The sequence below is a fragment of the Cysteiniphilum sp. genome, from assembly GCF_057495195.1.
In genome coordinates this window covers 1-22,351 of record NZ_JBXTEF010000113.1, presented here as the reverse complement: position 1 = coordinate 22,351, position 22,351 = coordinate 1, and the positions used below count along the sequence as shown (strand labels likewise).

General features: G+C 38.7%; 20 protein-coding genes. 10 read left to right on the top strand and 10 right to left on the bottom strand.

The genetic code is table 11. The annotated features are described in order from the left end of the window. Positions 1 to 42 precede the first annotated feature (42 nt). Positions 43 to 2,079: an FAD-dependent oxidoreductase gene (locus tag ACY10D_RS10215; RefSeq protein WP_487000630.1), complete on the top strand. Its 2,037-nt coding sequence runs from the start codon at positions 43 to 45 to the stop codon at positions 2,077 to 2,079. On the opposite strand, the gene ACY10D_RS10210 is transcribed toward ACY10D_RS10215, so the two are convergent. The 3 genes from ACY10D_RS10210 to ACY10D_RS10200 all read right to left on the bottom strand — a co-directional run bounded on the left by ACY10D_RS10210 (position 2,076) and on the right by ACY10D_RS10200 (position 4,898). Beyond that, positions 2,076 to 3,329: a linear amide C-N hydrolase gene (locus ACY10D_RS10210; RefSeq protein WP_487000629.1), complete on the bottom strand. Its 1,254-nt coding sequence runs from the start codon at positions 3,327 to 3,329 to the stop codon at positions 2,076 to 2,078. The genes ACY10D_RS10215 and ACY10D_RS10210 overlap by 4 nt on opposite strands. Positions 3,330 to 3,367: 38 nt before the next feature. Continuing rightward, complete coding sequence (ubiA, locus tag ACY10D_RS10205) at positions 3,368 to 4,201, bottom strand: 4-hydroxybenzoate octaprenyltransferase (protein WP_487000628.1); 834 nt, start codon at positions 4,199 to 4,201, stop codon at positions 3,368 to 3,370. Positions 4,202 to 4,373: 172 nt separating this feature from the next. After that, positions 4,374 to 4,898 carry a chorismate--pyruvate lyase family protein gene (locus ACY10D_RS10200; RefSeq protein WP_487000627.1) on the bottom strand — a complete coding sequence of 175 codons (525 nt, stop codon included), beginning with the start codon at positions 4,896 to 4,898 and terminating at the stop codon, positions 4,374 to 4,376. 279 nt (positions 4,899 to 5,177) lie between these two features. Here ACY10D_RS10200 and ACY10D_RS10195 point away from each other — a divergent pair, with 279 nt between their 5' ends. The 8 genes from ACY10D_RS10195 to ACY10D_RS10160 all read left to right on the top strand — a co-directional run bounded on the left by ACY10D_RS10195 (position 5,178) and on the right by ACY10D_RS10160 (position 14,376). After that, positions 5,178 to 6,905, top strand: a complete 1,728-nt coding sequence (locus tag ACY10D_RS10195; RefSeq protein ID WP_487000626.1) for a DEAD/DEAH box helicase — start codon at positions 5,178 to 5,180, stop codon at positions 6,903 to 6,905. A 334-nt stretch (positions 6,906 to 7,239) separates the two neighbouring features. Next, entirely contained in the window at positions 7,240 to 8,322 is a 1,083-nt protein-coding gene (gene hppD, locus ACY10D_RS10190; protein ID WP_487000625.1) for a 4-hydroxyphenylpyruvate dioxygenase, read from the top strand. A 13-nt stretch (positions 8,323 to 8,335) separates the two neighbouring features. After that, a complete protein-coding gene (maiA, locus tag ACY10D_RS10185) occupies positions 8,336 to 8,980 on the top strand; it encodes a maleylacetoacetate isomerase (protein ID WP_487000624.1) in 645 nt (214 codons plus the stop codon). 1 nt (position 8,981) lies between these two features. Further along, positions 8,982 to 10,265: a homogentisate 1,2-dioxygenase gene (gene hmgA / locus ACY10D_RS10180; protein ID WP_487000623.1), complete on the top strand. Its 1,284-nt coding sequence runs from the start codon at positions 8,982 to 8,984 to the stop codon at positions 10,263 to 10,265. Then, complete coding sequence (gene fahA, locus ACY10D_RS10175) at positions 10,265 to 11,614, top strand: fumarylacetoacetase (protein WP_487000622.1); 1,350 nt, start codon at positions 10,265 to 10,267, stop codon at positions 11,612 to 11,614. Before hmgA ends, fahA begins: the two co-directional genes overlap by 1 nt. Further along, complete coding sequence (phhA, locus tag ACY10D_RS10170) at positions 11,586 to 12,410, top strand: phenylalanine 4-monooxygenase (RefSeq protein ID WP_487000621.1); 825 nt, start codon at positions 11,586 to 11,588, stop codon at positions 12,408 to 12,410. Before fahA ends, phhA begins: the two co-directional genes overlap by 29 nt. Before the next feature lie 68 nt (positions 12,411 to 12,478). Further along, the gene (locus ACY10D_RS10165; RefSeq protein ID WP_487000620.1) at positions 12,479 to 12,814 is read left to right on the top strand and encodes a 4a-hydroxytetrahydrobiopterin dehydratase; all 336 of its coding nucleotides are present in this window, start codon (positions 12,479 to 12,481) and stop codon (positions 12,812 to 12,814) included. 254 nt (positions 12,815 to 13,068) lie between these two features. Next, positions 13,069 to 14,376 carry a Glu/Leu/Phe/Val dehydrogenase dimerization domain-containing protein gene (locus ACY10D_RS10160; RefSeq protein ID WP_487000619.1) on the top strand — a complete coding sequence of 436 codons (1,308 nt, stop codon included), beginning with the start codon at positions 13,069 to 13,071 and terminating at the stop codon, positions 14,374 to 14,376. Positions 14,377 to 14,392: 16 nt separating this feature from the next. Here the strand turns inward: ACY10D_RS10160 and ACY10D_RS10155 are convergent, their stop codons facing one another. The 7 genes from ACY10D_RS10155 to ACY10D_RS10125 form a co-directional block, all read right to left on the bottom strand. After that, on the bottom strand, positions 14,393 to 15,493 hold the full coding sequence (locus ACY10D_RS10155) for a TfuA-like protein (RefSeq protein ID WP_487000618.1): 1,101 nt from the start codon (positions 15,491 to 15,493) through the stop codon (positions 14,393 to 14,395). Next, complete coding sequence (locus ACY10D_RS10150) at positions 15,486 to 16,550, bottom strand: YcaO-like family protein (RefSeq protein WP_487000617.1); 1,065 nt, start codon at positions 16,548 to 16,550, stop codon at positions 15,486 to 15,488. The genes ACY10D_RS10155 and ACY10D_RS10150 overlap by 8 nt, the downstream gene beginning before the upstream one ends. A 601-nt stretch (positions 16,551 to 17,151) precedes the next feature. Further along, a complete protein-coding gene (locus ACY10D_RS10145) occupies positions 17,152 to 17,820 on the bottom strand; it encodes an ABC-type transport auxiliary lipoprotein family protein (RefSeq protein ID WP_487000616.1) in 669 nt (222 codons plus the stop codon). Further along, on the bottom strand, positions 17,820 to 18,728 hold the full coding sequence (locus tag ACY10D_RS10140; RefSeq protein ID WP_487000615.1) for an MlaD family protein: 909 nt from the start codon (positions 18,726 to 18,728) through the stop codon (positions 17,820 to 17,822). Before ACY10D_RS10140 ends, ACY10D_RS10145 begins: the two co-directional genes overlap by 1 nt. Before the next feature lie 2 nt (positions 18,729 to 18,730). Continuing rightward, positions 18,731 to 19,534, bottom strand: a complete 804-nt coding sequence (locus tag ACY10D_RS10135; RefSeq protein ID WP_487000614.1) for an ABC transporter ATP-binding protein — start codon at positions 19,532 to 19,534, stop codon at positions 18,731 to 18,733. Positions 19,535 to 19,537: 3 nt separating this feature from the next. Next, positions 19,538 to 20,668, bottom strand: a complete 1,131-nt coding sequence (locus ACY10D_RS10130; RefSeq protein WP_487000613.1) for an MlaE family ABC transporter permease — start codon at positions 20,666 to 20,668, stop codon at positions 19,538 to 19,540. Positions 20,669 to 20,753: 85 nt separating this feature from the next. Next, complete coding sequence (locus tag ACY10D_RS10125) at positions 20,754 to 21,353, bottom strand: Maf family protein (RefSeq protein ID WP_487000612.1); 600 nt, start codon at positions 21,351 to 21,353, stop codon at positions 20,754 to 20,756. Between the two features lie 115 nt (positions 21,354 to 21,468). Here ACY10D_RS10125 and trhA point away from each other — a divergent pair, with 115 nt between their 5' ends. Then, entirely contained in the window at positions 21,469 to 22,164 is a 696-nt protein-coding gene (gene trhA, locus ACY10D_RS10120) for a PAQR family membrane homeostasis protein TrhA (protein ID WP_487000611.1), read from the top strand. Positions 22,165 to 22,351: the final 187 nt, after the last annotated feature.

The window sequence follows — 22,351 nt, the reverse complement described above, 5'->3', positions numbered from 1 at the left end:
TATTGACTGCAGGGAGAAACATAAAGAGGAGTTTATATTATTATGACGGATCAAAAAAATCCTTATCCATTATTATCAGAATCTTTGGATTTAGGCTTCACGACGTTAAAAAATCGCGTGGTAATGGGGTCGATGCACACGGGGCTTGAGGAGCAAAAAGGTGGATTTGAGCGTTTGGCTTATTTCTATCAAAAGCGCGCTGAAGGAGGTGTGGGTTTGATTGTCACAGGAGGTGTGGCACCTAATATCTCAGGATGGCTTTACCCCTTTGCTATTAAGCTAACCAATCAAAAGGAAGTTAAAAAACACCGTTTAGTGACTGAGGCGGTACACAAAGCAGATGGCAAAATTCTGATGCAGATCTTACACGCTGGGCGCTATGGTTATCATCCTTTGTGTGTCAGTGCTTCAAAGCTTAAAGCGCCGATGAATAAATTTAAACCCAGAGCATTAAGTAATTGTGGCATTAAGCGCACGATTAAACACTTCGCACGTGCGGCTATACTTGCCAAAGAGGCAGGTTATGATGGTGTTGAGATCATGGGATCTGAGGGGTATTTAATTAATCAGTTTCTTGTTGAGCATACTAATAAACGTAAAGATAAATGGGGTGGCAGCTTTGAAAATCGGATGCGTTTGCCGCTTGAAATCATCAAAGCAACGCGACAGAAAGTCGGTGAAGACTTTATTATTATGTTTCGTTTATCAATGCTTGATCTGGTTGATAAGGGCAGCAGTTTTGATGAGGTCGTTACTTTAGCTAAAGCCTTAGAAAAAGCGGGTGTGACGATTATTAATTCAGGCATTGGCTGGCATGAAGCGCGTATCCCAACGATTAGCACGCAAGTACCACGCGCGGCTTTTGTGCCGATTACCGAGGAAATCCGTAAGCATATTAATATTCCTGTAGTTTGCGTTAACCGTATTAACACACCAGAAATAGCTGAAGATATTTTACAAAAGCAAAAAGCAGATCTTATTTCAATGGCGCGCCCATTATTAGCTGATCCTGATTTTGTCAAAAAAGCACAAAATAACCAATCCCTAGCAATTAATACCTGTATCGCGTGTAATCAAGCCTGTTTAGATCACGTCTTTGTTGGCAAACAGGCTTCTTGCTTGGTTAATCCTTATGCTTGTAATGAAAGTCTAATGCAATCAAAGCCTGCAAAGGATAAAAAGAATATTGCTGTGATTGGCGCGGGACCCGCTGGATGCACGGTGGCAATTGAGCTTGCCAAGCGCGGCCATCAGATTGATCTTTATGAAGCATCTGATAAGGTCGGAGGTCAATTTAAATTAAGTGCAAAAACGCCGGGTAAAGAAGAGTTCTCCGAAGCATTGCGTTATTTTGAGTATCAGCTAAATACAAACAAGGTCAATGTTAAGCTTAATACCAAAGTTAATGTAGAGGATTTAAAATCACTCAATTATGATGAGATTGTGATTGCATCAGGTGTTATGCCTCGGATTCCTAAGATTGATGGGATTGATCATCCGATGGTTGTTAATTATATGCAGCTGTTAAATGGTGAAGTGGCAGCTGGCAAAAAGGTCGCAGTTATTGGTGCCGGTGGCATTGGTTTTGATGTATCTGTTTTTCTGGTGTTTGCCGGTAAAAAAATCGGTGAAAATGCTGAAGATTATTATCACGAATGGGGAGTTGATGTCACTTTGGCGCATCGCGGTGGTTTGACCAAACCGCATGAGTCCGTGCCAAAAGCAGAAGTCTATCTATTGCAACGCAAAGATGAAAGACTAGGAAAACGCCTAGGTAAAACAACTGGTTGGATTCACCGCACTACCTTGAAGCATCAAAAGGTTAAGATGTTAAGTGGTGTGAGTTATGACAAAATTGATGATGCTGGGTTGCATATCACACTTAAAGGTGAGAAGAAATTACTTGAAGTTGACCAAGTGGTGATTTGTGCTGGACAAGAGTCGGATAGATCATTATACAATGATTTAATAGAGCAAGGTGTTAAAAACGTACATATCATTGGTGGTGCGCATGTCGCAGCAGAGGTTGATGCGAAGCGCGCGATTAAAGAGGCAACTGAGTTGGCATTAATGCTTTAGTTAAACCCTAAATTTTTGGCATCATTTAACCCAGGAATATCGTTAATGGATAATACCCCCGAAATTTGATCCTCGGGGGTGGTTCTCAATCCTGAATTTAATTGCTCTGGCGTATGTGCAATAAAATCCATCTTTGTTAGATCATATTCAACAAAGCCGTTGTTTAAGGTATTTTGTTTAATGCGATCACGATCGTAATACAGTAAATCACGATAATAGATACGTTTATTATCTAGATCTTTAATTGACTGCCATAAGGTTGCCGTTGCCTCATAATAGGGCACGGTGACACTCGAGAGAATTGTTTTTGCTTGATATAACGCTTGCTCGGTGTTTTGTGGTGTTGGTGATTCACGTGTCAAAATGCTAGCGCGTACAAAGCGTGAGACGGATGTATAATCTCCAGGCATACCAAGAAGGCCAGCATCTTCAGGTTGTGCGTATTTAATTACCGTTTTATAGTTCGGGATAAAAGGAGCAAATGGCAGACTTGCTTTGGCATCTTTATCATTTAAGGTTTTATAGTGTGTCAGGTTTTTAATCTGCCATTCATAATCAGGTGCATTGGTGAGTACATTCGTGGCATGGTTATAAATAATGGTTTTGCCATCGATAAACTCAATGACTGCACTATGTCCTGTTTTATCACGAATGACAATGTGTAAGGGGATATCTTTGATGTACAAGCCACTGGTAGCATACATTGCTGATTTCACTAATTGATATTGCATAATAAGCTTTAATGCATTAGCGGTTGTGTTGGCCATGCCTAAGATAAAATTGGATAAATCATAAATGCCAAGTGCAGGACGCGGATCATGAGCGTTGTATTTGGGATAAACGCTGTCTGGTAAATAAAGCGCTGCAATACTTAGACCTTGTGTATTTATGCCGTCGGTTAAGGTATAACCAATAAAACCTAAGCGTCCGAAAAAACCATATTTGTTTTGCCAATGAGCAAGTTTATCTTTAGGGACTTTATCGTGATTGGCAATAAGATTAGTTGTATTCTCAACATCAAGATATCCTGTGTAAAAGCTAAAAGCACGAGAAGTGATGTGGGTGATATTAATATCAGTTTGAAATATCTTTTGATACCAACTATAAGTTTCAAAGCTTTGAGTATATAGCTTTAATGGAAAATCAAGTGTGCGTGCTGTGATATGAAATGGGGATTTGTTGATAAAAATATCAGTACAGCTAAAACCAAACTGAATATACCCTAAAAGTAGAATGCTTAAATAGCGCATGTAAAATCCTTTTTGTGCATTGAGTGTATAAAGTATAGCTATTGCATCAAAATTGCCAATAGAATAACAAGACCAACCCAGTGATTATCTGAAAATGCCTTAATACACTGGGCAATGCCGCCTTTTTGCCACGTCTTATGCTGATAAAAAAATAACACGGCAATGATGACTAACGATAAGAGAAAGACAGTATTATAATGTTGTAACATGCCAAAGACTGCGAGACAAATAATGGTTAGTATCTGGAAAATGCTCATGATCAACAGATTATGTTTGCCAAAGGTAATCGCAGAGGAGTGTAAGTTAAGTGTTAGATCATAATCTTTATCAGCTAACGCATACATCGTGTCATAAGAAATTGTCCAAAAAATAGTGGCAAGATATAACACCCAAGCAGATAAAGAAATGTGATTAATCTGGGCTGCATAAGCCATGATAATGCCAAAATTAAAGGCGAAGCCTAAGGCCAGTTGTGGGACGGCAAAGAAGCGTTTAAAAAGTGGATAGCTAAGCGCTAATATGACAGCAATAAGTGACAGTAAAATAGTCATAAGATTAAGCTGTAATACCAGAATAAAAGCGATAAAAAGTAAAAATATACCAACAAAAACAGCTTGTTTAACAGAGATCTCTCCTGTTGCTATGGGGCGCGTGGCAGTGCGCTTGACTTGCCCGTCAAAATCGCGATCAGCAATGTCGTTAAAGATGCATCCTGCTGTGCGCATAATAATCACACCAAGCACAAAGATAATAAAAATTTTGAAGCTAGGTAGTGCAGGAGTGGCCGCAAAAAGTCCCCATAAAGTGGGGTAAAGAATGATTAAGATAGGAATTGGGCGATGCAGGCGCATCAAGTAAAAATAAGCTTTCATATAATATGGTGATATTAGTATTATTTATAGTAAGGGGCTAAGTATACTTGTTTTATACCCATCATAAACCATTTTACAGAATTTTTTGCTTTGTATTTTGCGTGCTTTAATCTTCACAAACTACTTTACAAGTAAACACCGCAAAATAATTTACGATGGGTATTGCTTAAGTTTAAACAGGTGGCATATGCACAAAAAATTCTTCAATTAACAGCTGATGCTCAGCATCCAGTGTAAAAATAGATGCACGCACCCATAGTGAGCTGGTAGAAAAGGTGTTATTTAAGTTAAGTTTGTGCTTTAAAAGATCAAATGGACAAAGTTTGACATAGAACTCACTGCGTGTGATATGTGTATTTTTAAATAAAAAGTGCTCGCCGATGGAGTTATTACCTAATGAGTCAAAACAATCTTGATAACGTTTATACGTGCTTTGAGGGATAATTGTCCGTCCAAACACATAAGTGTTATTTTGATGATGGTGTTTAATTAGACGAATACGACTTGCGCGCTCACTTAAGTTCAAAAGCTCAGCTTCATCATCATCCATGGGCGCATGGTATTCATCAATGCACTTTAAGTCGATGTTAGGTATGGACTGTGCCAAAGTGACACCTAAGCGTTTGACATCAAATAGCCAATGCTTAAGCTCGGCAGGTAATGTAATTGTTTCTTTCGTATTCCAGTGACTTGTCATAGAGCAAAATAAGTTGCCAAAAAAATTTGGCTAAGGGTATCATAGAATATTGAGTGTAACCAATAGTTGTGGCATACATTTTTGAGTTACGTAAGCTTCTTTAAAGATCTGGTGTTATTTTGAACAAATTAACTTTAAATAGTTCTGTACCTTTTTGTTTATTCAGGTACAATGTCGCCTTGAATTTATCAACAACATACTCGTCGCGTATCGTTTGTAGTCGTTTAAAACGCAGAAGGGGCAGTGATGGGTATCATAACTTTTGGGTTTTAAATCACTATGAGTACCGAGAACAATGAATCTCAAGAATTAAGCTTTCATAATTTGGGCTTAAACGAAAAAATAATGTCAGCTATTGAAGCAATGGGTTACCAAACACCAACTCCAATCCAAGCAAATACTATTCCTTTTGTATTGCAAGGCCGTGATGTATTAGGACAAGCGCAAACTGGAACGGGTAAAACTGCAGCATTTGCATTGCCACTTCTAAATAACATGGATTTATCTGGCAAAGAACGTATGCCGCAAGTATTGGTCTTAACGCCAACACGTGAGCTTGCGATCCAAGTTGCTGAAGCGTTTGAATCTTTTTCTAAGAATATTGCTAAGCTTGAAGTTGCCTCTATTTATGGTGGTCAAGAATATGGTCGCCAAATTCAGGCACTGCGTCGCGGTGTACAGGTCGTTGTTGGTACGGCTGGACGTGTAATGGATCATATGCGTAAAGGCACATTAAAGCTAGATGCATTAAAAGCATTAGTATTAGACGAAGCGGATGAAATGCTACGTATGGGCTTTATTGATGATGTCAAATGGGTGCTATCGCACACACCTGAAGCATGTCAGCGTTTGCTATTCTCAGCAACGATGCCACGTGATGTATTAAATATCGTCAATGAATATTTGCGTGAGCCGTGTAAAGTACAGATCAAAACAAAAGCAGCAACTGCTAAGACCATTAAACAACGCTTTTTGGTCGTAAAAGGTTTGTCGAAATTAGATGCGCTTGATCGCGTATTAGAAGTTGAAGATACCGATGGTGTAATGGTGTTTGTTAAAACCAAAACCTCAACCATTGAAGTAGCTGATGGCTTAAAAGCGCGTGGTCACTTAGCTGCAGCGATTAATGGTGATATGCAACAAAACCAACGTGAGTATATAATTGACCAGTTAAAAGCGTCTAAAATTAATATTCTTGTCGCAACAGATGTTGTGGCACGTGGTTTGGATGTTGAGCGTATTAGTCACGTAATCAACTATGATTTACCACAAGATAATGAAGCATATGTACATCGTATTGGTCGTACGGGGCGTGCTGGACGTGAAGGTGATGCAGTTTCATTGATTTACACCAGAGATTTGCGTCAATTACGCATGCTCGAGCGCGTTATTCGTCATACGATGGAAGAGATGCAGTTACCAAGTGCTAAAGAAATTACTGAAAAACGTGTTGCACGCTTTAAACATGAAACAGCTGAGATTATTCGTCATAAAGATTTAAGTAAGTTTAAAGAATTAATGCAAGAATTTGCGACTGAGTATGGCGCTGAAGCTGATGATATGGTGGCAGCACTTGCCTTTTTAGCGCAAGGCGACAAAAAACTTTTTGTTAAAGAAATTCAGGTCCAAGAGTCAAGAAGATCTGATCGTTTTGATCGCTCGGAGCGTGGCGGACGTGATGGTCGTAGAAGTGATAGAAATGATCGCTTTAGCAATCGTCGTGATGATCGTGGCGGTCGTGATAGAGGGGCGCGTCGCTCGCCAGATATGAATATGACAACTTATCGCATTGAGGTAGGTCGTAGTGATGGTGTTGAGCCGCGCAATATCGTCGGTGCCATTGCCAATGAAGCGGGTATTAATAGTCGTAATATCGGGCATATCAAATTATTTGATCAGTTCAGCACAGTGGATTTACCGAGTGATACACCAAAGAATGTTATCGAGCATTTAAAGAAAGTGTGGGTAGCGGGTAAGAAGCTTGAAATCAAAGAAGACAAAAGATAATTGTTAAGACATAGGGGCGTATGCCATACGCCCCCACTTAGCGTTGGCTGAGTGTAAGTCGAAGCCACAGTATGAAAAATAACTCTTCAGGTTGTAGAATAATTTCCTCTTTAAAATAATTTCAATATTTTTTCATTTTTTCCGTTGTGATCTGGGTGCAAAACCAGCCAAGCTATGCTATGTTAACGCCACTTAAACGGGCGTATTTCCTGTATATACTTAATATAATTCAGTGAGTTTATCTGGAGTATTCCGTTTTGTATCGATTTTTCATTATGTCTATGCCCGACTTCAATTATTTGATGATGGGTGTTACAGCAACAAGGAGATTGGAATGAGTAAAATGGATATGACGACAAATCCAGCGGGAACACGCGGATTTAGTTTCTTGGAATTTGTCAGCACAACACCGCAGAAAATGCGTAATTTGTTTAGCCTTTTGGGTTTTACCTTAGTTGGGCAGCATAAAACTAAAACCATTGAATTATGGCAACAAAATGATATTTTCTTTTTGTTGAATAATGAATCACAAGGTTTTGCTAAAGCATTTAAAGAGGCGCATCAATCAGGCGCATGTGGTATGGGTTTTGTGGTTGAAAATGTTGAGCATGCCTTAGCACACTGCATTAAAAAGGGTGCTAAATTGAAAACGCATAATACGGATGACTGGCATGGCCAAAGTATTGAAGTCATCCATGGCATTGCTGACACAAAGCTTTATTTAACAGATTATTCATCAATTATCGACAGTGGATTATTTGAAATGATTCCTGATGCGAAAGCTCAGATGCAAAACAATGAGTGTGGTTTGTTATATATAGATCATCTGACGCATAATGTTTTTCGTGGCAATATGGATAAATGGGCAAATTACTATATTGATCTATTTAACTTTCGCCAAATTCGTTACTTTGATATCGAGGGTAAACTCACAGGATTATTGAGTCGGGCGATGACAAGTCCATGCTTAAAAATCAAGATTCCAATTAATGAATCTGCCGATGATCATTCGCAAATTGAAGAGTTTTTGCGTGAGTTTAATGGTGAAGGAATTCAGCACATTGCCTTGGAAAGTCAGGATATCTTTGCAACGGTCGAAAAGCTCAAAGATTCAGGTGTTGAGTTTATGCATACGCCTGATAGCTATTACACCAAGACGCATGAACGCCTGCCGTATCATCCTGAGTCCGTTGAGCGCATGCACAAAAATCGTATTTTAATCGATGGCGCGCCAACTAAAGAAGGCGGCTATTTATTGCAGATTTTCACCAATACTGTGATCGGTCCGGTATTTTTTGAAATCATTCAACGCAAAGGTGATGATGGCTTTGGTGAGGGCAACTTCCAAGCCCTGTTTGACTCAATTGAGCTTGATCAAATCGAGCGTGGTGTGTTAAGTACGCAAGAGCATAAATAATTAAGGACATAAGATGATTTTATATGATTATTTTCGTTCATCCGCAAGTTTCCGCGTACGCATTGCCTTGCAACTTAAAAAAATAAGTTATGAATCAAAAGAGATTCATTTAATTAATCATGGTGGAGAGCAATTCTCAAGTGACTATAAAATGATTAATCCGCAATCACGCGTACCTGCGTTACAAGATGGTAATGTTATTATCACGCAATCTTTGGCAATGATTGATTACTTAGAAGATAAGTATCCTAAGCATTCAATCTACCCAATTGATCCCGTATTAAAGGCTAAGGTTAAAGCCTTTGCTTTGACGATAGCTTGTGATATTCACCCTTTGAACAACTCAGGCACACTTAATTTTTTGAAATCTGAGTTTGCTGCAAATGAGACGCATATTAATAAATGGTATACACATTGGGTACAACTAGGCTTTTCAGCCTTAGAGAAAACCTTACAGCAAACAGCAGGTATGTATTGTTTTGGTGATGAGATTAGCTTGGCAGATATCTGTCTTATCCCACAAGTATTTAATGCTAAGCGCTTTAATGTCGATATCAGCAGTTTTCCAACGATTCAGAGAATCTATAAGCATGCCATGAAGCATCCGGCATTTTTTGATGCATCACCCGAGCAAGTTATGCTAAAGGAGCATGAATAAAATGTTGGATTATCAGCTAGGATTTCATAGTTATTTTGCAAGTGAGGCATTAAAAGGCGCATTACCTCAAGATCGTAACTCACCGCAAGTAGCCCCTTTCGGTTTATATGCGGAGCAAGTCAATAACAGCGCTTTTACTGCGCCACGCGCGCAAAATTTTAAAGCATGGCAATATCGCATTCGCCCATCGGTGTTACATAGTCCGAAATTTACATTGATTAAAGAGAGCTTATTGCGTAATCACTACCATCAAGATGATGTGTTGACACCTCCTGAGCAGATGCGTTGGCATGCTTTAGCTACGCCACATGAGAAGATAGATCTCATACAAGGGCTTGTGACCATGATGTATAATGAGTCAGCAGCAGTACATCTATATGCGATCAATCAATCGATGGAGAATCGTTATTTTTACAGTGCGGATGGTGATTGGCTGTATGTATTACAACAAGGGCGTTTGCGTTTTAGAACAGAATATGGCGTGATTGAAGCAAGACCACATGAAGTGGTCGTTATTCCACGCGGTGTACGCTATGTGGTTGAGTTACTCGATGAGCATGCACGTGGTTATATTTGTGAATCTAATTCAAGTACGTTTTATTTGCCAGAGCGAGGACCCATTGGTGCGAATGGCTTAGCAGAAGAGCGTCATTTCTTAGCACCTGTTGCCTCATTTGAGGATAAGACACAAAGCGCTTTATTATATTGCCAATATCAAGGGCGCCTGTGGCAAGGTCAGATTAACCACTCACCTTTAGATGTGGTTGCATGGCATGGCAATTTATATCCGTATAAATATGATCTTGATTTATTTTGTCCTGTGAATACCGTGCTCAAAGATCATGCCGATCCAAGTATCTTTACGGTACTTACTGCGCCATCATTAAATACAGGTACGGCAAATGTTGATTTTGTCATTTTCCCACCGCGCTGGGTAGTTGGCGAGGACACCTTTAGACCACCTTACTATCATCGCAATATCATGAGCGAATGCATGGGATTATTAACCGGTGTCTATGATGCTAAAGGTAAGGGATTTCAGCCAGGAGGCATCAGTGTACATAATCCAATGTCAGCACATGGTCCAGATTATGATACATTTACTCATGCATCAGAGATGACGCTTAATCCTGTACGCTATCAAAACACCATGGCATTTATGTTTGAATCACGCCTACCATGGCAATTAACCGAGTTTGCGCTAATGAGTGAGCTGCGTCAGCAGAATTATCTGAGTTGTTGGTCATCATTAAAAGCACAATTTACACAAGAGGTCATCGAATAATGTTAACAATTAAAGCAAATAACCCTAACTTAAAATCATTTATTGTAATCGATAAAGACTGTCATTTCCCCATTCAAAATTTACCTTTTGGCATTTTCACTAAAGTTGGTGAAGATAAAACTAAAAAGCGTATTGGCGTTGCGATTGGCCAATATATTTTGGATGTCAAGGCAGCTTATAACAAGGGCTTACTGCATGAGTTCAATGTCGACTTGGCGCAAATGAACGCCTTAAATGATCTATTTCAACATGGGCGTGAAAAGGTGCGTGAATTAAGACAAATCATTAGCGATTTACTTAATAGTGAGACAGCAACTTTACGTGATAACAAATCATTAAAAGATAAAGTGCTAATAAAGCAAAGCGATTGCACAGTTTATTTACCGATTGAGGTTAAAGGCTTTACTGATTTTTATTCCTCACGTGAGCATGCTGAGAATGTCGGTAAGATGTTTCGTGATAAAGATAATCCGTTATTACCCAACTGGTTGCACCTCCCCGTTGCTTATGATGGACGAGCAGGAAGCGTTGTTGTTAGTGGCACTAAAGTTGTGCGCCCAAATGGTCAAATTAAACCAAATCCTGATGAAGCACCGATCTTTAGTCCATCTAAAGCCTTAGATGTTGAGGTGGAGATGGGTGCAATTATTGGCATGCCTTCGCAGCATGGACAATCGGTTACTATTGATCAAGCGCCTGAACATATGATCGGCATGGTATTGGTCAATGACTGGAGTGCGCGTGATATTCAAAAATGGGAATATCAGCCATTGGGGCCTTTTTTATCAAAAAACTTTGCCACCTCTATCTCACCTTGGGTTGTGACCTTAGATGCGCTAGAGCCATTTCGTGTGTCATCACCAAAACAAGAAACTGACGTCTTAAATTATCTTAAACGTAAAGAAGATTGGGCAGTGGATGTTGAGCTGCAATTATCGATTAAACCCGCTAAAGAGTTAGACTATGAAGTCATCTCAACCACCAATTATAAACACATGTATTGGGATATGATGCAGCAGCTAGCACATCATAGTGTTAACGGCTGCCCGATGATGACAGGAGATATCTTGGCATCCGGAACCATAAGTGGCAAAACAAAAGATAGCTTGGGCTGTTTCTTAGAAATTACCGAAGGTGGTAAGCACCCAGTTGTTTTGAAAAATGGCGATAAGCGCGTGTTTTTACAAGATGGTGACGCTGCACGTATAGTGGGATTTTGCCAAGGACAAGGGTATAAAGTTGGTTTTGGCGAGCTGACTGGCGAAATTGTGCCATTTTCAGCTACACTTACAAACAACAACGCTCAAAGGGAGAATGAGCATGAAAACAAACAGCAAGTATGTTTCTAAAAAGCCAGATTATCGTGGGTTTGTTGTCTATGATGAAATAGAGAACAATACTTGGCAAACACTCATGGAAGCGCAACTTAAGATTATTCAAGGGAGTGCTTGCGATGAGTATTTAAAGGGCTTGGAATTTCTTGATTTTCCAGTTAATCGTATTCCACAGATCCCTGATGTTAATGAAAAATTGCAGAAGGTCACGGGGTGGGCTGTGGAGCCAGTACCTGCACTGATTGGTTTTGATCGCTTTTTTAAATTACTATCTGAGCGTAAATTTCCTTGTGCAACCTTTATTCGCACGCCAGAAGAGCTTAAATATTTACAAGAGCCGGATATATTTCATGAGCTATTTGGTCATTGCCCAATGTTGGCTCATCCGGTTTATGCTGATTTTATGCAGCGTTATGGAGAGCTAGGGGTTGGGCAAACACCGGATGTTCAAAGATTGTTAGCGCGCTTTTATTGGTTTACTGTTGAGTTTGGTTTAATTAATACCCCTCAGGGATTGCGTTGTTATGGCGGCGGGATTTTATCATCAATGGGTGAGACGGTTTATGCGTTGGAAGACCCCAAGGTGCGTTATGAGCGGTTTGATGCTTTAAATATATTAAGAACGCCATATCGCATTGATATTTATCAACCGATTTATTATATCGTCCATTCTTATGAAAGTATCTATAACGTATTAAAAGACGACTTTATTGATTTAATTAAAAAATCTCAGCGCTTGCCTGAGTTTAGAGCGTTGTTTCCCAAAAAGGAAAAGCCTTTGGAAAATGAAGGGCTTGAGTTGACTGAATAAAATGTAATATGTGATGTGAGGGCGTATGCAATACGCCCCTACGGTTTTTGAAAGTTTAAGGAAACGTTATGGAAAATTTACTAGATAAGAAATGCCAAGTTTGTGAGTACGGTGACTTTACACCATTTACAAAAGCTGAAGCACAAAGCTACTTGCAGAAATTGCCATTGTGGCAGTTAAGTGCATGTGGCAAGAAAATAACACGCATATTTGAATTTAGAGGTTTTTATAAAACCATGGCATTTGTCAATGCTGTGGCATGGGTTGCCAATAGTGAAGGGCATCACCCAGATCTAGAGGTAAGCTTCAATCGTTGTGTGGTACATTTCACAACACATGCCGTTGATGGCTTGACGGAAAATGATTTTATTTGTGCCGCTAAAGTTGATGCTTTGCTAAATTAATTGCAGTTGTGCATTATATAAAAATTATGATTGTACAAACACCCCGTCAGCCTACGGCTGCCACCCCTCTTAAAAAGAGGGGAATTAGGCAACGATGATTTTATATTCCCCTCTTTGCAAGAGGGGTGCCGAGCTTGCGAGGCGGGGTGTTGAGATAGAAAAAGTGCATAACTCCAGTAATCAGTAAATATACAAGGGCGTATGCAATACGCCCCTACGATTGAAAAGGGATAAAGGAAATATAAGGAATAAAAATGAATTTAACGGATTTTCAAAATAGTGTGGTTGATCGTTTACAGCATTTCTCACAACAGGAACCGGAGATTACCTTTCAGTGGAAAGACAAGCGATCTACAGCGCGAGGCTTTTTGGTGATTAACTCATTGCGTGGCAATGCCGCAGGTGGCGGTACACGTGTGCATGAGCATATTACTTTAGAAGAAGTAACCACATTAGCCAAAATTATGGAGATTAAATTTGCGCTATCAGGACCTGCAATTGGCGGGGCTAAAACAGGTATTCGTATCGACCCAGATCATCCTGATAAATATGCGATTCTTGAGCGTTGGTATGAAGCTATTCGCCCCTTATTAACGGAGTATTATGGCACTGGTAGTGATTTAAATACTGATATTCATAAGATCAACCATTTATTGCGTGGTTTGGGGATCGACAACTCACAACAAGGGATTATTCATGCCTTTTGTCAGGGGGATCACTTTAGAACGCAAGCAGCTTACCATAATATGCATTTGTTAAATGCCAGTGTTAAAGTGGGGCAGGCAGATATTAAACTTGCTGAAATGGTCACAGGTTTCGGTGTGGCACAAACGGCTATTGCTTATTATCATGCTCGCAATGAAAGTATTCAAAATAAACGTATTTATATTCAAGGTGCGGGCAATGTGGGTGCAGCCGCGGCCTTTTACTTGCATCAGGCAGGTGCTGTAATTGTCGCAATGACTGACCGAGATGCAGGCGTCATCCGTGATAAAGGGTTAAGTGAGTATGAAATCAATCAAGTTGTTAAAAGCCGTAGAGTACTTAATGTATTAACCGATAATCTGACGCATCAACAATTTAATCAACAACTAATATCCGCGAATATTGATGTCTTAATCCCTGCCGCTGGATCTAACATTATTGATAAAAACTTTATTGATCAAATGCAAAAATCAGGACTTGAACTTATTGCATGTGGCGCAAACCATCCGTTTGTTGAAAGTGAATACTGTTATGGGCTTTGCTCACAATATCTCGATGGTAAGCTTGCGGTAGTGCCTGATTTCCTTGCCAATATGGGCATGGCGCGAACCTTTTATACGATGATGTCAACACCTGAAGATAAAATATCAGTTGATTATATTTTTGAAGATATAAAAGCCATTATGCATAATGCGATAGATAAAGCATTTACGATGACCGGTGGACGCTTACTCACAGCAAGTTTATATGATCTTGCGTTAACAAATATTGATTTACCAGATAAAACAGCCAATTTCCTAAAGCAATCAGCTAAGAAAAACCAAGACAACCACACGCCTGGTATTGTAATTCTTTAGTTTTCTCGTTTACTCCCTAAAACCCATAATTAAGCTGATGCTCACAAGCATAGGCATTGGCAAGACGCTTGATGAGTAACAGGTTTCTAAAGGTAGTTTCAACAATGCTCATATCGAGTTTTTTTTCAATACACCATTGTTTAAAGACCTCACCATCATTCAGTCCAAGGTTTAAACGAATGATATTGAGTGAACGCATAAAGCCAAGGTCGGTTAATGCGATACCTGTATGCTTTAATTGATATAGTGCAAACTCAGAGATGTTGATTGACCAATGCGTAAGTTTGCTGAGTTCTTGCGCTTCATGAGAAGTCTTTAAATCTGAATTTTTAAAATGATCTTTATGATGTGTTTTCTGCATTTCTTGCAAAACAAATAAAAGAGCGGCAAATTCATCATTGCAAAAGGTGTCTTGTTTTAGTTTGTTAAGCGGAATGGTCGATGGCGTTGTAAACGATGTAATTTCTTGTGCTTTTGCCTTATTGATAATGTCAGCTAATTGTATAATACATTGATAGGCATCGTTATATTTTGCATTAACATAATACGTTTTAAGCAGATTAAAGGCATCAGCGGTTAACGTGCTTTGTAAAGCCTGCCAAGTGCGACGTTTATAAAAGATATTATGTGCACTGTTAAAAAGCTCATGAGCATCTTGTTGTGTGCATAGCTTGTTATCTATAAGAGCATCGCAGGTTGCGCGAATATTAATGCTTGGGACCGTTTGTATCATTTCATCACTCAAGCGATAGTAGTTAATTGCCACCTCACTATCATCATCAGTGATATTGTTTTTATAACATTCATAGACAAAACCAAAGCCAATCATGCCAAACGAATCAAGCTCAGCAGCACGCAAAGCACCCATGGATGAGGTGCCAATAACGGTAATCCCTTTCTCAAGTGCACAAAGGATTTCTTTGTGCCAAACCGAATTTGTGAAATCAAAATTGCCATCAATAAGAATGATAATATTACTCTCTGGAATGACGTGCAATATATCGCCTGTTTTTGCCGAAGTGTGCAGACGTGCATGAGGAAGATGTGTTTTAATCTCAGCATGCGTGATGCTTGTCTCGGCAAAAATATCGATCTGAAGTTTGGCTAGATCAAGCATTATCAAGCACCTTCTGTTTGGCTAGAATAGATTTTAAAAAAGTGAGTTTATCACTGTGGTAAACATGAATAAGCGCGTCTTGTCGGGCTTTGTGAAGCGCATCCTTAAGTAGCGCTGATGCCTCAGTTACGCTATTGGTCTTGTGCTCAGAAATTTCACTAAAGCTCATTTCATAAGCATCTGGGTTAAGCTTAAGATTTGATTTTTCATAAGCATGTTTAAATAAATCATCACGAGATCCGGCAATGGTGGTGACTTTGGATTGGATGGCTTCAGTTAGAGCGCGATTAAGGGCTATCTCTTTGTTAAGATGTGCACCATAGCCTGAGAAAACCATTTGATTGGCTGTTTTATCTTTGCTTTGAATTAAGCAACCAATGACGGGGATGCCATAAGGGTTCGGATAATATTTTAATTCAACATGATGAAGTAAGGCAATTTTGTCATAAAAAATATGCTCAATATCAAGTTTAAACTGTTGACTCTTTAAAGCAGTGCTTTTGCGCTCAATGCACTCGAGTAAGCTATGCACTAGAGCCTCATCATAACTATTTCCGGATGCAATACCCGTTGTATCAGTTGCTTGGATTACAACATCAGGGTGCCCCGAGTCAATGGATATAAATTGAAAGGGGACATAATAGCTTTGATCGGTTAGAAAGCTTTTACTTTGGCACCAGTTATGCGTTTTATCATCTTGGTAAACAACGTTGCTAGAGAGTTGATTGGGTGAGATAAAGTGATTGTTTTGCTCAAATGGCTTGTCATATAACTTAGCCTTAACTTCTTCAGCAAAGTATAGCTCCAGTGCTTCCATATAAGCGCTGACTTTTGCAGCATCATGTGAAAATGACTTACCTTGACTGGTTGATAATGATTTACCTAATGGGCGAATAGAGGTGTATACAGGAATTTTGCTATCATCAAGATCCGTTAAATTAGCCAGACGGGTAATCTTAGCTTGTGGTAAATAAGCTTTAATGACCTCAAGGGTTTCGTTAGGTGTTTTAATGCGTAGAGCGCTATCTAAAGTCGACATATTATGCGTGTCTTTCACTATGTTAAGAAATGATCATTATACATGAGTTATAAACAACCTTTATACCTAAACTGGCAAAAGCTTAAAGTTAGTTTCCTTACAAGTGGTGTTAGACTCTGGAAATTTGAAAATGATTGGAGTTCAACGCTGATCCTTGCCGAATATTCCGTTGCTTGCTAACTGGGGGAGGGGCAGTTTCGCGGCGGATTGATTGGGGGTCAATCCTCATTCGCTGAACTCATATCTCGAGTATAACGATCATTAGTGCCTAAACAAGCGAAAAGTTGTAGAAAGACCCTGAATTTCAGTAAAAAAAGTGAAAATGACTATAAATTAATCTTTTTTGCATTGGCAATTGATCGAATTACAATCTGCATTATGTTGCATTGCAAAATAAAACTACAAACGACTATCAGCATTCCTATGCTGATAGTCATTCGCGAACACTGCCCCCAGTGCTATTGCCCCCACGCTAATTTTTTAAAATCTAGCAAGCAAGTTTCTTGGTGAAGAAACAAGGATAGACGGATGATAGCATGTAATTCCATTTATGGCAATAAAGTTATCTGATAAATTCCATTTAATTTTAATTCAATCGGCTGCTTAGTGTTCTTATGCTTTAATTACTCGTATTATTTGCTAGTGGTTGAGTGATAAGCCAATTATTCAATGCTTTAGATAAATCTGCAGCAAGCTCGTTAGTGGCATTAGCAAAGTGCTTAGCATCTGCTCTAGCTGATTTATTTAAAGTAAATGTCTTAATGGCAACAGCTTGTCCGCTATTGGCATTCGTTAATGTAAAGCTTACAGATAGAATGACATTGCTTTCATTGCCGTTGATGACCTGAGTGAGTTGGTTTAGGTTACCTGTTAATCGATAATCAGCATAACCGATAAAGTTACTTGAAACGATATTCTTAAAGCTATGATAGCCTTGTAGGCTTTGCAGTAGGTTTTTGCTAAGCATCTGCTCAGGATCCGCTGCCCATAAGTTATGTGTGTAGCTTGCTAATTCATAATTGTTTTCACGATAATACATTTGGGTTGAATTATATGGCTGATCTGCCGTTAAAGGCGCGATAAACAGCGTTAAATCAAATTGTTTTGCAGTTTTTTGAATTGCTGAGCCCGTGTCGGTGGTATGACGTGTCATTTGTAAATTGGGTGCAATAATTTGATATTGTTTAACTTCAGGACTTTTTACTGGGGATAAAATACCACAACTTGTGATGATGCTAACACTTGCTGCAATACTTAATATTTTAAGAAGTTGAGTAGGTCTATACATTATTGTTCTCCTGGACCAGGCTTCCTTGGCAATTCACCACGCACAAGGATTGATGGGTTTTGATTTATTTTCTTTAATAGGTCAGATAGCTGAACGGATGTTTCATTCATGTTGTTAAGCGTTTGCGCAAGCTGAGGTAATAAAATATTATTAACTCCTTGTAAGGTTTGATTGTTAAAGCTAGTAATTGCTTTACTGACATCTTCAGAGGCGCGGGCAACTGCTTTTGAACCATGGTTAATGTTGTGAGCAATCTGATCAAGCTCGCTAGAGCTTTTGGCTGCATTTTTTAATATGATGTTTAATGATTCAATACTTTGATGAATATTCTGACTGCTGGTGGCAAGTGAGTTAGAAATATCTTCAACATTGCTAACGATATGATTGATTTTTTGAACATTGTCATCACTAATGATTTTAGCGACACGTGTTGAGATTAAAGTAACTTGCTCAGCAACTGTGCTCATTTGATTAACAATATTTGTTAAAAATGAGGGTTTGGTTTTAACCACTGGAAACGGTGGCGCATCTTTAGGTTTAATGATGTATTGGTTGGAAGCATTTGATATAGACAAAGTAATAAAAACTTGACCAGTAATCCCTTGTGGCACCAAGCTTGCATAGGTTGTATTGTAAATGGGGATTCCTTGTTGAATTTGCATAACGACAATCACAATGCTAGGGTTTTGCTTGTCGATATTAATGCTTTCAACCTTGCCGACATTAACACCATTATAGTTGATTGCGGCATTGACATTTAATCCAGTCACGGATTCATTAAAGCGTGCGATGTAAGTATCATATTTGATATCTTTTAAGCCAAAAGCAAGCCAAAATCCAATAAAGATCATTACAATGGTGGTAATGATAATAAACAAACCTGCAACAAAGTAACGATTGTTTTTCATGGTTACGATCCTAGTATTGTTTTTTCTTCTTTAGTGGTTTTAGCGCCATTAAAGAAATTATTAAGGTTTTCATATTGTGTCATTTTAGCAGCATTCTCAACGCTATCATGAATAAGGATACGTTTTTGATCAATATAGACGACTTCATCAACAATGCGCCAGATACTTTCTAAATCATGGGTAATCATAATAATAGATAGATCCAAATCTTGCTTTAATTTTAAAATCAATTGATCTAGTTCATAAGTGGAGTGTGGATCAAGTCCTGCTGAAGGCTCATCAAGGAATATAATCTCAGGATCAAGTGCTAAAGTGCGTGCAAGTGCGACGCGTTTTAGCATCCCGCCACTTAATTGCGAGGGGTATTTAGCATAAGCATCTTCGGATAAACCAACCATTTTAAGTTTTAAGCGAGCCAGATCAATGACAATATCACGGCTAAAGTTAGTGTATTCCTGCAAAGGAAACATGACATTTTCAAGTGCAGTTAGGGCACTAAAGAGTGCGCCACCTTGAAACATCATGCCCATATGACTTGCAAATTGGCGACGTTTTATCTCATCATCACACAGGTCAGAAATTTTTTGCCCTAATAAGAATATTTCACCTTCAGTCACCGGTTGCAGCATCAATATTTCACGGATCAATGTCGTTTTACCTGAGCCACTGCCTCCAATAATTGAGGTAATACGATGAGGGTAAATTTTAAGATCTAAATTTTTGTGCACCCAAACATCATCAAAGCAAGTGCCCAAGCTTTTTATTTCAATAATGGGTTGCTCTTTCTTTTCTTGCATTTCTTGCATCACTTATACCCCTATCGCACTAAATAAAATGGAGAATAAGGCATCGGTTACAATAATCAAAAAGATCGCATAAACAACACTTTTAGTAGTTTCTTGGCCGATGCTTAATGAGTTATTTTTGACAACAGTGCCGCGATAACAGCCAACTGTGGCAATGATAATCGCAAAAAACGGTGCTTTGATTAGTCCTGTAAGATAGTTATTAAATGAAACTGCTGTAGAAAAGCGCTGCAAAAAGTCATAAAAGCTAATGCCAAGTGACACTTTAGCCATAATCATGCCGCCAATACAACTGATAATATCCGCAATAACGATGAGTAAAGGCAAGGAAATCATCATGCCAATAATCCGAGGCAATATCAGGCGCTTAATCGGACTAATGCCAAAGGTTTTTAGTGCATCAATTTCTTGTTGAACTTTCATTGAACCGAGCTCTGCGGTATATGAGGAAGCAGATCTGCCGGCGACAATAATGGCTGTAATTAAAGGTGCAAACTCACGCAATAGTGAAATACCCAGAAGATCGACGACAAAAATATTGGCACCATAAATTTTAAGCTGTGAGCCAATTTGATAACACAGTACAATTCCGATCAAAAAGCACAGTAATGACACAATGGGAATGGCTTTGACGCCTGTTTGGATAACGATATCTAACAATAGGCGCCATTGGGTAGCAAAAGGTGTGCGAATTACCTGTAAATAGCTCATTACTGTGGCGCCAATAAAAGCGATGAGATTTTTACTGTCTTTAATATAGCTTGTTGTTTGTTCACCGATCTGATAAACCTTTTCATAGGTATTTAAAGGCTGTAAACGACTGTCATAGTTGGTGTAGTTCTTATGAACTAAATCAATTAAACTTCTTTGCGTATGAGTAACTTTAATGACAGCTTTTAAAAAAAGTTGTTGAATTTTATAGATAAAGTAAGCACCAGAGATATCTAGCTTTTCAATTTGCTGTGCATCAATGTACATAATCTGCTCTTTAAGATTTTTGATTTTTGCCAAGATATTTTGATCAAGTGATTGCCAGTGCCATTGTCCGGTTAATATCAGTGTTTCAGCACTTACATAGAACTTTGCTTCGTCTTTGCTCATCTGAGTAGTTTTTGACTTACTTTCTTTTTTCATCCTTGGCGCCAACATAACGAACAACTGTTCCAAAGTATAGAGGGTTATCGCTAATATTGGAAAGATTAAAAGGGATTAATGAAAATTAAGAGAAATTAAGAGGGTTAATATTGAAATGTGCCATCAGTGCATGGTTGAGCATGATTAGAGGTAAACCAATAAGGCTGTTGAAATCATTACCTTCAAGGCGTTTAAATAAGGCAATCCCTAAGCCTTCAACTTTAAAGCTTCCAGCACAGTTTAAAACATCTTCTTGTGCTAAATAATTAAGAATTTCCTGATCACTTAAATCTCTAAAATGAACGTTAAACTGTACATGATCAATAAACTCATGATGGCTTTCTGTGTCCACAAGATAAAGGCTGGTTATAAACTTAACACACTGTCCGGAAAAAGATTGAAGTTGGCTAAAAGCACGATCTTTTGTATGTGCCTTGGTGATGATCTCGTCGTTGAATATTCCAACCTGATCACTGGCAATAATGATCGTGTTATTTGGTTTAACCCTTTCTATAATCGCTTGTGCTTTGGTTTTAGCTAAGCGTTTAACAAGTGCTTGCGGCGATTCGCTTTGTAGTTTCGACTCATTAATATCAGGGGCGTAGGATTCAATATTGGGTAAAAGTGTTTTGATTAATTTTAAGCGATAAGGTGAAGAGGAGGCGAGAATCAATCTTTTAGACATAAAATTTAGTATTAGTTTTTGATTAATCGCTACATATAGCGCAAAATAGCAGCGTTTAAAATAAAAATCGACCCCAAAGACCAAAAAAACTAAAAAGACCAAGAAGATCAAATATATGTTATTGAAAGAAGCTGACAGTTTAAACAGTGAAGTGGGTGTATATGCAGCACCTAAAGCACTTTATTCAAGGCGTGAGGAGTTTTTAAATACCCTGACACATTTCATCGGTGCATTATTTAGTATTGTGGCACTTATTGTCATGATTGTTAAAGCCGTAACAACAGGACATACCATTAATATAGTTGCCGTCACAATATTCGGGGTGAGCTTAATCTCAATGTATGGTGCTTCAAGTATTTACCATGGAGTATCTAAGCCAGAACTTAAAAAAATATTGCGCAAAGTGGATCATTTAAACATTTATTTTCTGATTGCAGGCACCTATACACCGATTGCATTGATTGCGTTATCAGGTGTATATGGTTGGATTATTTTTGCGCTTTTATGGGGTGCGGCAATTGCCGGATTTGTCTATAAAGTACTGTTTTTTGGGGATGGTTGGTTATCAACAGCACTTTACGTCATTATGGGCTGGACAGCGATTGGCTTTATTGTACAAATCGTTGAGGCGTTGCCTGGTGGCTGCTTGATGTGGATTATCTTAGGTGGTGTGCTTTATACCAGTGGTGTGGTTTTTTATATGCTGGATGAGAAAATTGAGTTTTGTCATTTTCTATGGCATTTATTCGTACTAGCTGGCAGTATTGCGCATTTTTTTGCAATCTACCTTTATATTGCAGGGATGAAATAAACGTAGACAAATGCTCAATTATATAATTTGTTAATAACTGAAGTTACGCACTTTAGAAAAACTATGACTTTATAAACACCCCGTCAGCCTGCGGCTGCCATCCCTCTTTGCAACATAGGTTTATAGGGATCTTTTTGTAAGTGGGTTTTAAAATGGTTGAGTTAAAGATAAGATGAATAAAATCACA